The 13,694-nt window shown below is 64.9% G+C and carries 12 protein-coding genes; 1 reads left to right on the top strand and 11 read right to left on the bottom strand.

The features are described 5' to 3' along the window. Positions 1 to 50: 50 nt before the first annotated feature. From VL129_RS16045 to ppsA, 5 genes are all read right to left on the bottom strand, one after another. Positions 51 to 875: a mechanosensitive ion channel family protein gene (locus tag VL129_RS16045; RefSeq protein ID WP_325414546.1), complete on the bottom strand. Its 825-nt coding sequence runs from the start codon at positions 873 to 875 to the stop codon at positions 51 to 53. 2 nt (positions 876 to 877) lie between these two features. After that, a complete protein-coding gene (locus tag VL129_RS16040) occupies positions 878 to 1,111 on the bottom strand; it encodes a CrfX protein (RefSeq protein WP_325414472.1) in 234 nt (77 codons plus the stop codon). 112 nt (positions 1,112 to 1,223) lie between these two features. Further along, a complete protein-coding gene (rraA, locus tag VL129_RS16035) occupies positions 1,224 to 1,712 on the bottom strand; it encodes a ribonuclease E activity regulator RraA (RefSeq protein WP_325414470.1) in 489 nt (162 codons plus the stop codon). Positions 1,713 to 1,771: 59 nt separating this feature from the next. After that, a complete protein-coding gene (locus tag VL129_RS16030; RefSeq protein WP_325414468.1) occupies positions 1,772 to 2,767 on the bottom strand; it encodes an alpha/beta fold hydrolase in 996 nt (331 codons plus the stop codon). A 70-nt stretch (positions 2,768 to 2,837) separates the two neighbouring features. Beyond that, positions 2,838 to 5,207 (bottom strand): phosphoenolpyruvate synthase, encoded by a 2,370-nt coding sequence (gene ppsA, locus VL129_RS16025; RefSeq protein ID WP_325414466.1) that lies wholly within the window; start codon positions 5,205 to 5,207, stop codon positions 2,838 to 2,840. Between the two features lie 157 nt (positions 5,208 to 5,364). Between ppsA and ppsR the strand changes: the two genes are divergently transcribed. Next, positions 5,365 to 6,183 (top strand): posphoenolpyruvate synthetase regulatory kinase/phosphorylase PpsR, encoded by an 819-nt coding sequence (gene ppsR, locus VL129_RS16020; RefSeq protein WP_325414464.1) that lies wholly within the window; start codon positions 5,365 to 5,367, stop codon positions 6,181 to 6,183. 57 nt (positions 6,184 to 6,240) lie between these two features. Here the strand turns inward: ppsR and prpF are convergent, their stop codons facing one another. From prpF to VL129_RS15990, 6 genes are all read right to left on the bottom strand, one after another. After that, entirely contained in the window at positions 6,241 to 7,428 is a 1,188-nt protein-coding gene (gene prpF, locus VL129_RS16015) for a 2-methylaconitate cis-trans isomerase PrpF (protein WP_325414462.1), read from the bottom strand. Then, positions 7,425 to 7,844 (bottom strand): endonuclease domain-containing protein, encoded by a 420-nt coding sequence (locus tag VL129_RS16010; RefSeq protein WP_325414544.1) that lies wholly within the window; start codon positions 7,842 to 7,844, stop codon positions 7,425 to 7,427. The genes prpF and VL129_RS16010 overlap by 4 nt, the downstream gene beginning before the upstream one ends. Before the next feature lie 156 nt (positions 7,845 to 8,000). After that, entirely contained in the window at positions 8,001 to 10,607 is a 2,607-nt protein-coding gene (gene acnD / locus VL129_RS16005; protein WP_325414461.1) for a Fe/S-dependent 2-methylisocitrate dehydratase AcnD, read from the bottom strand. A 71-nt stretch (positions 10,608 to 10,678) separates the two neighbouring features. Then, positions 10,679 to 11,806, bottom strand: coding sequence for a bifunctional 2-methylcitrate synthase/citrate synthase (gene prpC / locus VL129_RS16000; RefSeq protein ID WP_325414459.1), 1,128 nt, complete (start codon positions 11,804 to 11,806; stop codon positions 10,679 to 10,681). Positions 11,807 to 11,887: 81 nt separating this feature from the next. After that, positions 11,888 to 12,775, bottom strand: coding sequence for a methylisocitrate lyase (prpB, locus tag VL129_RS15995; protein ID WP_325414457.1), 888 nt, complete (start codon positions 12,773 to 12,775; stop codon positions 11,888 to 11,890). Further along, entirely contained in the window at positions 12,772 to 13,479 is a 708-nt protein-coding gene (locus tag VL129_RS15990; protein ID WP_325414455.1) for a GntR family transcriptional regulator, read from the bottom strand. Before VL129_RS15990 ends, prpB begins: the two co-directional genes overlap by 4 nt. Positions 13,480 to 13,694 lie beyond the last annotated feature (215 nt).

Genomic DNA, 13,694 nt, shown 5'->3' with positions numbered 1-13,694 from the left:
GAACGACCGGGCGGTCGTCGCGGCGCAATACGATAACAGGATTTGCCGCCTCAACGGCTGTTGACGCGATGTTCGAGCAGCGTCTTATTGGCTATTGACACCAGCTGGTCATCAGGGGTCAGCAGCACGGTCTTTACCGTGCCGATTTCCTCGATCTGACCCTCAATGTCGCCGATCTGGATATCCTGGCCCACCTCGTACAGCTCACGCACGTATATGCCGGCGATGATCTGCCCGGCGATTTCCCGGCTGCCCAGACCCAGCGCCAGGGCGGCGGCCAGGCCGACCGAGATCAGCACGATGGCGATGACGGTGTTGAGCAGATCGGTCTTCACTTCCAGTTGGCCGATGGCCACCGAGATGCTGATGATGATGATCATGGCCTGGGCGACACGCCCCAGGCTGGCGGCGTAATCCAGCCCCACGCTTTCCGCGGCACCGCGCACCAGGCCGTTGACCAGTTGGGCCAGCAGCACGCCGGCCAGCAGCACCAGCGCCGCGCCAAACACCTTGGGCAGGTACAGGGCGAAGACGTCGAGGGTGGCCGAAACACGCTGCAGGCCCAGCGAGTCGGCAGCCGACACCAGGAACACCAGCAACACGAACCAGTAGACGATCTTGCCGATCAGGGTGGACACCGGCACCTGGATGCCGATGCGCGCCATCATCTTGGTCAGGCCGGTGCCTGCCATCAGCCGGTCCAGACCCAGCTTGGCCAGCAGCTTGGACAGCAGCGTGTCCAGCAGCTTGGCAACCACGAAGCCCAGCAGCAGCACCACCAGGGCGCCGAACAGGCGCGGGATGAAGGCCGCGACCGAGCCCCACATGGTGCTCATGGCGTTGACGAGGCTCTGGGTCCAGGGATCGAATTCCATCTTCATTCAGCCTTTTCAGCACAGCGTTTGGTGGCGGATCCCGCCTGTCGGGAGCCGGCGCTCAGCGCGATCATCATGGCCTCGAACCAGTTGCCCATCAGCGAGAACAGGTCGCCGACGCCCACCTGGCGGTTGGCGGTCTTGAGCACCCGATCAAGGGTTGCATCGTCATCATGCCGGGAAGACGGAGCGTTCTTGAGCAGATCGCGCAAGGATTCTTCGAAGGGGTCGTGCATGCGCACCTCCGCGGAGTACAGACGGGTAGACGCGGCGGGATAACCGAGGGTCACACACGACGGCCCGACCATCCCGCTGCCGGCAGCGGGATGGCGTGGACGCAGCGCTGCTTTACTCGGGCATGCTCAGCGGTTCGGGAGAGACGATGATGCCGTTATTGTCGGCGTACACGTACTGGCCGGGGCGGAAAGTCACGCCGGCGAAGGTGACGACCACGTTCAGGTCGCCGATGCCGCGCTTGTCGGTCTTCATCGGATGGCTGGCCAGCGCCTGGATGCCCAGCTCGGTCTGCGCCAGCACATCGACGTCGCGCACGCAGCCGTAGACGATGATGCCTTCCCAGCCATTCTTCGCCGCCTTCTCGGCCAGCATGTCACCCAGCAGGGCGCGACGCAGCGAGCCGCCACCGTCCACCACCAGCACCTTGCCTTCGCCGGGCAGGTCGACCTGCTCCTTGACCAGCGAGTTGTCCTCGAAGCATTTGACGGTGACGATCTGACCACCGAAGGAGTCGTGGCCGCCAAAGTTGGCGAACATCGGCTCGACGACCTGGACCAGATCCGGGTAGGCGTCGCACAGGTCAGGGGTGACGTATTGCATGCTGAACTCCTTGAATATGGGTGCTGCTGGGGGCGCACATCTTAGCCGCAGCACTCCCTTTAGCACAGGGTCTCGCGCTCGACCTGTTCCGCGGCATGCGCCGAAGCGGCGACCTGGCGTTGCAGCCAGTCGACCAATAGCGGCCAGACGTCACGCTGCGCCGCCTTGCTGATCAGCATCTCGACATGACCGAAGGCACTGGCAAAACCGTTCTTCGGCCCCAGGCACAGATGCTCACGGCTGGCCGAGCCGAACTGGCGCAGCAACCGCTCGCAGGCCGCTGGCGGATCCTGTCGATCCCCTTCGGCGGACACCGCCAGCACCGGGATGCGCACGGTGGCCAGGCCCTGCCACCAGTTCTCCCGGCCGGCGCCGAAGCGACCGAACAGACCGTGCCAGCGCAGGGCATCGCGGGCCACGCCGATCGGCTCATCCTCGGGGCCGCGCCGCAGGCGCATGCCGGACAGGTGCGGCATGCAGCTCAGCAACAAATGCCCGCCCCATTCCAGCGGCGGAAACTTCAGCGGCAGGTAGATGCGGCTGACCTGCGCACCCAGCAGCGTCAGCGAGGCCGCGCTGCGCTGCTCCAGATAGCCGCCGCCGGCGGCGGCGGCGAGTATCACGCCGCCCAGCGAATGCCCCATCCAGTGCGGTGCCTGAGCAGTCTGCTCCAACACGAACTCGGCAATGGCCGGCAGGTCGTAGCGGGCGTAGTCCATCACGCGATTGTGCCGATAGCTGCTGTTGCGCGGCGACAGGCCGTGGCCGCGCATCTCCGGAATCCACACATCGAAACCGGCCCGCGCCAGATGGGCGCCGAAGCCGATGCCCTTGGGCGAGAACCAGAAACGCCGGTTGGTGAAGCTGCCGTGCAGCAGGATCACCGGCACACCGCGCGAGCCCGGGGCATCGGCGCGCCCCAGGCGGGTGACCGCCAGCTCGACGCTGGCATCGGGACTGTTGCGCGGCTTGAGTAGATAGATGTCCTCGCTCAGGTCGCCGCACAGTTCGGCGCTGAGCAGGGCGACGGGAAAGAGTCGGCTGCTGCTTTGCATTACGGGATTCGTTCGCGTGGATATGAAAAAGGGCGGGTCCAGGCCCGCCCTTCCAGTATGGTCAAAGCGCTCAGATTTGCCCTTCGGCGAGGAAGAACCAGGTATCAAGAACGGAATCCGGGTTCAGCGACACGCTTTCGATGCCCTGCTCCATCAGCCAGCGGGCCAGATCCGGGTGGTCGGACGGGCCCTGGCCGCAGATGCCGATGTACTTGTCGGCCTTGCGGCACGCCTGGATGGCGCTGGACAGCAACTTCTTGACCGCCGGGTTACGCTCGTCGAACAGGTGGGCGATGATCCCGGAGTCGCGGTCCAGACCCAGGGTCAGCTGGGTCATGTCGTTGGAGCCGATGGAGAAACCGTCGAAATATTCGAGGAACTCGTCGGCCAGCAGCGCATTGGAGGGCAGCTCGCACATCATGATCACGCGCAGGCCGTTCTCGCCGCGCTTGAGGCCGTACTGCGCCAGCAGGTCGACCACCTGGGAGGCTTCGCCCAGGGTACGCACGAACGGCACCATCAGCTCGACGTTGGTCAGGCCCATCTCATCGCGCACCTTGCGCATGGCCCGGCATTCCAGCTCGAAACAGTCGCGGAACGATTCGCTGATGTAGCGCGACGCGCCACGGAAGCCCAGCATCGGGTTCTCTTCCTCGGGCTCGTAGAGCTTGCCGCCGATCAGGTTGGCGTATTCGTTGGACTTGAAGTCCGACAGGCGCACGATGACCTTCTTCGGCCAGAAGGCGGCGGCCAGGGTGCTGACCCCTTCCACCAGCTTCTCGATGTAGAAGGTCACCGGATCGGCGTAGCCGGCGGTGCGCTTCTGCACGCTTTCCTTGATGTCGGCGGGCAGGCTGGCGAAGTTCAGCAGCGCCTTGGGGTGCACGCCGATCATGCGATTGATGATGAACTCCAGGCGCGCCAGGCCGACTCCGGCGTTGGGCAACTGGGCGAAGTCGAAGGCGCGGTCCGGGTTGCCGACGTTCATCATGATCTTGAACGGCAGCTCGGGCATCGCATCCACGGAATTCTTGCGCACGTCGAAGCCCAGCTGGCCTTCGAAGATAAAGCCGGTGTCACCCTCGGCGCAGGAGACGGTCACGCCCTGGCCGTCCTTCAGCACGTGGGTGGCGTTGCCGCAGCCCACCACCGCCGGAATGCCCAGCTCGCGGGCGATGATCGCCGCGTGGCAGGTACGGCCGCCACGGTTGGTGACGATGGCGCTGGCGCGCTTCATGATCGGTTCCCAGTCCGGGTCGGTCATGTCGGAGACCAGCACGTCGCCCGGCTGCACCTTGTCCATCTCGGACACGTCGTGGATCACGCGCACGGGACCGGCGCCGATGCGCTGGCCGATGGCGCGGCCTTCCACCAGCACGGTGCCCTTTTCCTTGAGCAGGTAGCGCTCCATGACGGTGGCGCTGGCACGGCTCTTCACGGTTTCCGGGCGGGCCTGGACGATGTACAGCTGACCGTCGTCACCGTCCTTCGCCCACTCGATGTCCATCGGGCGGCCGTAGTGCTTCTCGATGATCAGTGCCTGGCGCGCCAGGTTGGTGACTTCCTCGTCGCTGATGGCGAAGCGGGCGCGCTCTTCACGGGTAACCTCGACGGTCTTCACCGACTTGCCGGCCTTGCCCTCGTCGCCGTAGACCATCTTGATGGCCTTGCTGCCCAGGTTGCGACGCAGGATGGCCGGGCGACCGGCTTCCAGGGTGTGCTTGTGGACATAGAATTCGTCGGGGTTCACCGCACCCTGTACCACGGTCTCGCCCAGGCCGTAGGCGGCGGTAATGAACACCACGTCGCGGAAGCCGGATTCGGTGTCCAGGGTGAACATCACGCCGGCGGCGCCGGTTTCCGAACGCACCATGCGCTGCACGCCGGCGGACAGGGCGACCAGCTTGTGATCGAAGCCCTGGTGTACGCGGTAGGCGATGGCGCGGTCGTTGAACAGCGAGGCAAACACTTCCTTGGCGGCACGGATCACGTTGTCCACGCCACGGATATTCAGGAAGGTTTCCTGCTGGCCGGCGAAGGAAGCGTCCGGCAGGTCTTCGGCGGTGGCCGAGGAGCGCACGGCCACCGCCATGTGTTCGTTGCCGCCACTCATTTCGGCGAAGGCCTTGCGAATGTCGGCATCCAGCTGGGCGGGGAACTCGGCGTCCATCACCCACTGGCGGATCTGCGCGCCGGTCTTGGCCAGGGCGTTGACGTCGTCGACGTCGAGCGCATCCAGCGCGGCATGGATGCGCTCGTTCAGGCCGCTTTGTTCGAGGAAATCACGATAGGCCTGGGCCGTGGTGGCGAACCCGCCGGGAACGGAAACACCGGCACCCGCCAGATTGCTGATCATCTCGCCCAGGGAGGCGTTCTTGCCCCCTACCCGCTCGACATCGTGGTTGCCGAGCTTATCGAGGGAAACTACGTACTCAACCAAGGTGATCTCTCCACGCTGAAGGGGAATGACGCTGGCGGATTGTGTCCGCATCGGTGTGGCCTGCCCCGGGGAAATAGGTAAGAATGCCAGCCGGCTAGCGACGGAATTGCCCGGCTATGATAGCCAAGAATCGCTTTCACCTTAAGGCTTTCGGCGTATGAAACGAACCGCTTTCTTCATCTCTGACGGAACAGGCATCACCGCCGAAACCCTCGGACAGAGCCTGCTCGCCCAGTTCGAGAACATCCAGTTCCAGAAGCTCACGCGTCCCTACATAGACACGCCCGACAAGGCCCAGGCCATGGTCCGGCAGATCGATCAGGCCACCGAACGCGACGGTTACCGGCCGATCATTTTCGATACCATCGTGAACCAGGAGATCCGCGACATTCTGGCGCAGTCGTCCGGCTTCATGATCGATATCTTCTCCTGCTTTCTGTCGCCACTGGAGCAGGAACTGAGCGCCAGCTCGTCCTATTCGGTGGGCAAGTCCCACGCCATCAGCCACTCCGCCAACTACATGGAGCGCATCGAGGCAGTGAACTTCGCCCTCGACAACGACGATGGCGCGCGCACCCATTACTACGACAAGGCCGACCTGATCCTGGTCGGCGTGTCACGCTGCGGCAAGACCCCCACCTGCCTGTACATGGCCATGCAGTACGGCATCCGCGCCGCCAACTACCCGCTGACCGAAGAGGACATGGAGCGCCTGCAGCTGCCCGCCGCGCTCAAGGTCCACAAGCACAAGCTGTTCGGCCTGACCATCGACCCGGACCGGCTCACCGCCATCCGCCACGAACGCAAGCCCAACAGTCGCTACTCCAGCTTCGCCCAATGCGAGTTCGAGGTGCGCGAAGTTGAAAAGCTGTTCCAGCGCGAGAACATCCCCAGCCTGAACACCACGCATTTCTCGGTGGAAGAGATCTCCGCCAAGATCCTCGTGGAAATGGGCGTGGAACGCCGCCTGAAGTAACGACCCCGCACCCGAAAAAGCCGGCCAACGCCGGCTTTTTCGTTTAGCGGCGGGACATCAGAACGCGTCGCCCGGCACCCGCACCCAGCCTTCCATGAGGATGCGCGCGCTGCGGCTCATGATCGCCTTGGTCACCGTCCAGCTACCGTCGATCTGCTTCGCCTCGGCGCCGACCCGCAGCGTGCCGGACGGATGGCCGAAGCGCACGGCCTGGCGCTCGCCGCCGCCGGCGGCCTGGTTGACCAGCGTGCCGGGCACCGCCGCCGCCGTGCCGATGGCCACCGCGCAGGTGCCCATCATGGCGTGGTGCAGCTTGCCCATGGACAGCGCACGCACCAGCAGGTCGACCTCGCCGGCCTCGATGATCTTGCCGCTGGACGCCTTGTAGGTTTTCGGCGGCGAAACGAAGGCGATCTTCGGCGTGTGCTGGCGGGTCAGCGCCTCTTCGGCCGTCTTGATCAGTCCCATGCTCAGCGCGCCGGCCACGCGGATCTTTTCGAAGCGCGCCAGCTGGGCGGAGTCGCCGTTGATGTCCTCGCGCAGCTCGGTGCCCTGGTAGCCGATGTCCTCGGCGTTGACGAACACCGTGGGGATGCCGGCGCTGATCATGGTGGCCTTGAAGGTGCCGACGCCGGGCACTTCCAGGTCGTCGACCAGGTTGCCGGTGGGGAACATCGAGCCACCCTCCTCGCCGTCATCGGACGGATCGAGGAACTCCAGCACGATCTCCGCCGCCGGGAAGGTCACCCCGTCCAGCTCGAAGTCACCAGTCTCCTGCACCTGGCCATTGGTGACCGGTACGTGGGCGATGATGGTTTTCTGGATGTTGGCCTGCCAGATGCGCACCACACAGGTGCCGTTCTGGGGAATGCGCGCGGGATCCACCAGCCCGGCATGAATGGCGAAGGCGCCGGCCGCGGTGGACAGGTTGCCGCAGTTGCCGCTCCAGTCAACGAAGGCCTTGTCGATGGAGATCTGGCCGTAGAGGTAATCCACGTCGTGCTCGGGCTGGCTGCTCTTCGACAGGATCACGCACTTGCTGGTACTGGAGGTGGCGCCGCCCATGCCGTCGATGTGCGCCGTATAGGGATCGGGGCTGCCGATCACGCGCATGAACAGCTGGTCACGGGCCGTGCCCGGCACCTGGCAGCGCTCGGGCAGGTCCTGCAGGCGGAAGAACACGCCCTTGCTGGTACCGCCACGGATGTAGGTAGCGGGGATTCTGACTTGTGCTGCGTGGGTCATTGTTTGCTCCTGGCGGATCGTTCCCCCTCTCCCCCGGCCCCTCTCCCGCGAGGGGAGAGGGGGGATGCGGAGCGAGCCCCACACAGGACAGCTCCCTCTCCCTTGATGGGAGAGGGCTGGGGAGAGGGTGAAGCAACCGCCTCGAATATCACTGCCAATACCTGTTCGGTACTCAGCAGTATCTCGTTATTCCAGAACCGCAGAACCCGAAAGCCCTGCCCCTTCAGCCAGGCATCGCGCAGGGCGTCATGCCGGCTGTCATTGTGTTGCCCGCCATCGGCCTCGACGATCAGCCGGGCGCCGAAGTGCACAAAGTCGAGCACATACGGTCCCAGCGGCTGCTGGCGGCGGAATTTATGTCCGCCCAGCCGGTGGGCGCGCAGATGGCGCCAGAGCAAGTGCTCGGCGTCGGTCATGCTGCGCCGCAGACGGCGGGCGAAGGTTTTCTGATCCATGGCGTCCTTGCCTTGTTTTAAGCCCCTCTCCCCAGCCCTCTCCCACGAGGGAGAGGGAGCTGTCCGTGCTACCCCTCGCCCCTTGTGGGAGAGGGGTCAGGGCAGAGGGGGCGCGGATTACGCGTTGCCTTCGAGGAAGTCCTTGGCGAAGCGCTGCAACACGCCGCCGGCCTCGTAGATCGACACCTCTTCGGCGGTGTCCAGACGGCAGGTCACCGGCACCTTGAGGCTTTCGCCGTTGGTGCGGTGGATGACCAGGGTCAGCTCGGCACGCGGCTTGCGCTCGCCGATCACGTCGAAGGTCTCGGTGCCGTCGATGCCGAGAGTCTTGCGGGTGGTGCCCGGCTTGAACTCCAGCGGCAGCACGCCCATGCCGATCAGGTTGGTGCGGTGGATGCGCTCGAAGCCTTCGGCGACGATGGCTTCCACGCCGGCCAGCCGCACGCCCTTGGCCGCCCAGTCGCGGGACGAGCCCTGACCGTAGTCGGCGCCGGCGACGATGATCAGCGGCTGCTTGCGCTCCATGTAGGTCTCGATGGCTTCCCACATGCGCATGACCTTGCCTTCCGGCTCGACGCGCGCCAGCGAACCCTTCTTCACCTGGCCGTCGACCACGGCCATTTCGTTGACCAGCTGCGGGTTGGCGAAGGTGGCGCGTTGCGCGGTCAGGTGGTCGCCGCGGTGGGTGGCGTAGGAGTTGAAGTCCTCCTCCGGCAGGCCCATCTTCGCCAGGTATTCACCAGCGGCCGAGTCCAACAGGATGGCGTTGGACGGCGACAGGTGGTCGGTGGTGATGTTGTCCGGCAGCACCGCCAGCGGACGCATGCCCTTGAGGGTACGCTCACCGGCCAGCGCACCTTCCCAGTACGGCGGACGACGGATGTAGGTAGACATCGGGCGCCAGTCGTACAGCGGGCTCTCGGCCTCCTTCACAGTGCCCAGATCGAACATCGGGATGTAGACCTGCTTGAACTGCTCGGGCTTGACGCAGGCGGCGACGATGGCGTCGATCTCCTCGTCGCTCGGCCACAGGTCCTTCAGGGTGATGGGGTTGCCTTGGGCGTCACGGCCCAGCACGTCCTGCTCGATGTCGAAGCGCACGGTACCGGCGAGGGCGTAGGCCACCACCAGCGGCGGCGAGGCCAGGAAGGCCTGCTTCGCGTAGGGGTGGATGCGGCCGTCAAAGTTGCGGTTGCCGCTCAGTACGGCGGTGGCGTACAGGTCGCGGTCGATGATTTCCTGCTGGATCTTGGGGTCCAGCGCGCCGGACATGCCGTTGCAGGTGGTGCAGGCGTAGGCGACGATGCCGAAGCCGAGCTTTTCCAGTTCCGGCAGCAGGCCGGCTTCTTCCAGGTACAGCTTGGCGACCTTGGAACCCGGGGCGAAGGACGTCTTCACCCACGGCTTGCGCACCAAGCCCAGCGCGTTGGCCTTCTTGGCCAGCAGGCCGGCGGCGACCACGTTGCGCGGGTTGGAGGTGTTGGTGCAGCTGGTGATGGCGGCGATGATCACCGCGCCATCGGGCAGCAGGCCCTTTTCCTCCTCGGCGCGCGCGGCGGCCAGCATGGCTTCGTCGGCGATGCCGCGCTCGTGCAGTGCCGAGGTCGGCAGGCGCTTGTGCGGGTTGCTCGGGCCGGCCATGTTGCGCACAACGCTGGACAGGTCGAAGGTCAGCACGCGCTCGTACTCGGCGCCTTCCAGCGCGGTCGCCCACAGGCCGGTGGTCTTCGCGTAGTTCTCGACCAGCGCCACCTGCTCCGGCTCGCGGCCGGTGAGCTTGAGGTAGTCGATGGTCTGCTGGTCGATATAGAACATCGCCGCAGTGGCGCCATATTCCGGGCACATGTTGGAGATGGTGGCGCGGTCGCCGATCGACAGGCTGTCGGCGCCTTCGCCGAAGAATTCCACCCAGGCACCCACCACGCGCTCCTTGCGCAGGAATTCGGTCAGGGCCAGCACGATGTCGGTGGCGGTGATGCCCGGCTGACGCTTGCCGGTCAGTTTGACGCCGACGATGTCGGGCAGGCGCATCATCGAGGCACGGCCGAGCATCACGGTTTCGGCTTCCAGGCCGCCGACGCCGATGGCGATCACGCCCAGGGCATCCACGTGCGGGGTATGCGAGTCGGTGCCGACGCAGGTGTCCGGGAAGGCCACGCCGCCACGAGCCTGGATCACCGGCGACATCTTCTCCAGGTTGATCTGGTGCATGATGCCGTTGCCGGCGGGGATCACGTCGACGTTCTTGAAGGCGGTCTTGGTCCACTCGATGAAGTGGAAACGGTCCTCGTTGCGGCGCTCTTCCACGGCGCGGTTCTTCTCGAACGCGTCCGGGTCGAAGCCGGCGTATTCGACGGCCAGCGAGTGGTCGACGATCAGTTGGGTCGGCACCACCGGATTGACCTTGGCCGGGTCGCCACCCTGTTCGGCAATCGCGTCACGCAGACCGGCCAGGTCGACCAGCGCGGTCTGGCCGAGGATGTCGTGGCAGACCACGCGGGCCGGATACCAGGGGAAGTCCAGGTCGCGCTTGCGCTCGATCAGCTGCTTGAGCGCATCGGTCAGCAGCGCCGGATCGCAGCGGCGCACCAGCTGCTCGGCCAGCACGCGCGAGGTGTACGGCAGTTTTTCGTAGGCGCCGGGCTGGATGGCGTCGACCGCCGCGCGGGTGTCGAAGTAATCCAGCGCGGTGCCGGGCAGGGATTTGCGGAATGCGGTGTTCATGCCATGGACTCGATGGGGTGATGAGTAAAACGGAGCAGGGAGAGCCCGTCACCGGGCCCTCCCTTCCCCAATCAGCGCTGTGCCATGGGCGGCACGGCGCGCGGCTCGACACCGATGTACTCGGCGCTCGGGCGGATGATGCGGTTGTTGCTGCGTTGTTCGAACACGTGGGCGGCCCAGCCGGTAACCCGCGAGCAAACGAAGATCGGGGTGAACAGCTTGGTGGGGATGCCCATGAAGCGGTAGGCGGAGGCGTGGTAGAAGTCGGCGTTGGGGAACAGCTTCTTGCGCTCCCACATCAGCTCGTCGATGGCCACGGAGATCGGGAAGATCATGGTGTCACCCACTTCCTCGGCCAGCTGCTTCGACCAGATCTTGATCACCTCGTTGCGCGGGTCGGAAACGCTGTAGATCGCGTGGCCGAAGCCCATGATCTTTTCCTTGCGCTCCATCATCCGCTCCAGCTCGGCGACGGCTTCGGCCGGCGTCTTGAAGCGGTCGATCAGGTCCATCGCCGCCTCGTTGGCGCCGCCGTGCAGCGGGCCGCGCAGCGAGCCGATCGCACCGGTGATGCAGGAGTACAGGTCGGACAGCGTCGAGGCGCAGACGCGACCGGTGAAGGTCGAGGCGTTGAACTCATGCTCCGCGTAGAGGATCAGCGACACGTTCATCACCTTGCGGTGCAGTTCGCTGGGCGACTTGTCGTGCAGCAGTGCGAGGAAGTGGCTGGCCAGGTCGGGCTCGCCGGTGACGCAGTTGATGCGTACGCCATCGTGGGTGTAGCGGTACCAGTAGCACATGATCGCCGGGAAGGCCGCCAGCAGGCGGTCGGCGATATCGAGCTGCTGCTCGAAGCTGTGCTCGGGCTCCAGGGTGCCGAGCATCGAACAACCGGTGCGCATCACATCCATCGGATGGGCATCGGCGGGAATGCGTTCGAGCACTTCCTTGAGCGCCTGCGGCAGATCGCACATCCCTTGCAGACGGCGCACGTAGGCGTCCAGCTGCGCGGCGTTGGGCAGTTCGCCATAGAACAGCAGGTAGGCGATTTCCTCGAACTGGCAATCCTTGGCCAGCTCACGCACGTCATAGCCACGGTAGGTCAGGCCGGCGCCTTCCTTGCCGACGGTGGACAGGGCGGTCTGTCCGGCGATCTGGCCGCGCAGACCTGCGCCGCTCAACACTTTTGCTTCAGCCATTGCTCTCTCCTATTGAAGTTGTTCTGGATGCTGCAAATTGCTTCGGGTGCGGCCCGGGCTGACGGGCCGCACGGTTCGCTTCTAGCCCTTCTTCTGCGCGAAAAGCGCGTCCAGGCTCTGCTCGAAGGCGTGGTAGTTGATGCGCTCGTACAGTTCCATGCGCGTCTGCATGGTGTCGATCACGTTCTTCTGGGTGCCATCGCGACGAATGGCGGTATAGACGTTTTCGGCGGCCTTGTTCATGGCGCGGAACGCCGACAGCGGGTAGAGCACCAGCGAAACGTCGACAGCAGCGAGTTCCTCGGTGGTGTACAGCGGCGTGGCGCCGAACTCGGTGATGTTGGCCAGGATCGGCGCCTTGATGCGATCGGCGAAGGTCTTGTACATCGCCAGCTCGGTGATCGCCTCGGGGAAGACCATGTCGGCACCGGCCTCGACGCAGGCGGCGGCGCGATCCAGGGCGGCGTTCAGCCCTTCCACGGCCAGCGCATCGGTGCGCGCCATGATCACGAAGCTGTCGTCGGTGCGCGCGTCCACAGCCGCCTTGATGCGGTCGACCATTTCCTGCTGCGAGACGATTTCCTTGTTCGGACGGTGACCGCAGCGCTTGGCGCCCACCTGGTCTTCGATGTGGATCGCGGCCGCGCCGAACTTGATCATCGACTTGACGGTACGCGCGACGTTGAACGCCGAAGCGCCAAAGCCGGTATCCACGTCGACCAGCAGCGGCAGGTCGCAGACATCGGTGATGCGACGCACGTCGGTCAGCACGTCATCCAGACCGGTGATGCCCAGGTCCGGCAGGCCGAGCGAGCCGGCCGCCACGCCACCACCGGAGAGATAGATGGCCTTGAAGCCGGCGCGCTTGGCCAGCAGCGCGTGGTTGGCGTTGATGGCACCCACCACCTGCAGCGGATGTTCGGCGGCCACGGCGTCTCGGAAGCGCTGACCGGGGGTATTGGAACTCATGCGTCACCTCTGCTTTGGTTGTCTACCTGTTGTTCCACGTTGCGGCGCGAGGCCGCGATATGTCGGCGCATCAGCAGCTCCGCCAGTTCGCCATCGCCCTCGGCGATGGCTTCAAGAATCCGCTGATGCTCGGCGAAGGCCTGATGCGGCCGGTTCGGCGTACTGGAAAACTGGATGCGGTACATGCGCACCAGTTGATAGAGGTCACCGCACAGCAACTGGGACAGCGTAGCGTTGCCGCTGGCCTGGATGATGCGGTAGTGGAAATCGAAATCACCTTCCTGCTGGTAATAGCCGCGCCCGGCCTGGAACGCCTCGTCGCGCTCGTGGGCATCCAGCACCCGGCGCAGTTCATCGACCTCCGCGCGGGTCATACGCTGCGCCGCCAGGCGACAGGCCATGCCCTCCAGGGATTCACGGATCTGGTACAGCTCGACCAGCTCGCGGGTGCCCAGGGACACCACCCGGGCGCCGGCATGGGGAACTCTCACAACGAGACGTTGTCCTTCCAGCCTGTGAATCGCTTCACGCAACGGCCCGCGGCTGATGCCGTAGGTACGGGCCAGTTCCGGTTCGGAGATCTTGCTGCCCGGGCCGATCTCGCCACTGACGATGGCGGCCTGGATGCGACGGAACACCTGCTCGGCCAGGGTCTCGCCTTCTTCCGCCACGGACAGCAACGCAGGCTGTAGCCACTCATTCATTGTCGACAATCCGATTAATTGATGCCTAAAAAATACCCAATTTCCCAGGCAAAAGCCATAAGCCAGGGCAAGATTGTCAACACGACGAGCGTCGGACCATGCAACCTTGGTCGAGTTGTCTTTCTTTCGCCCGGTTCACAGTCCGCCCGGCGCCAGGCTTCCGGCGCCATGCTAGAATCCGCTCCGCCTGTGCCTGGGTGTTCTTCCGCGCTCCG

This window comes from Pseudomonas sp., from assembly GCF_035497915.1.
Lineage (GTDB): Bacteria > Pseudomonadota > Gammaproteobacteria > Pseudomonadales > Pseudomonadaceae > Serpens.
This window is presented reverse-complemented; position numbering and strand designations above follow the sequence as displayed.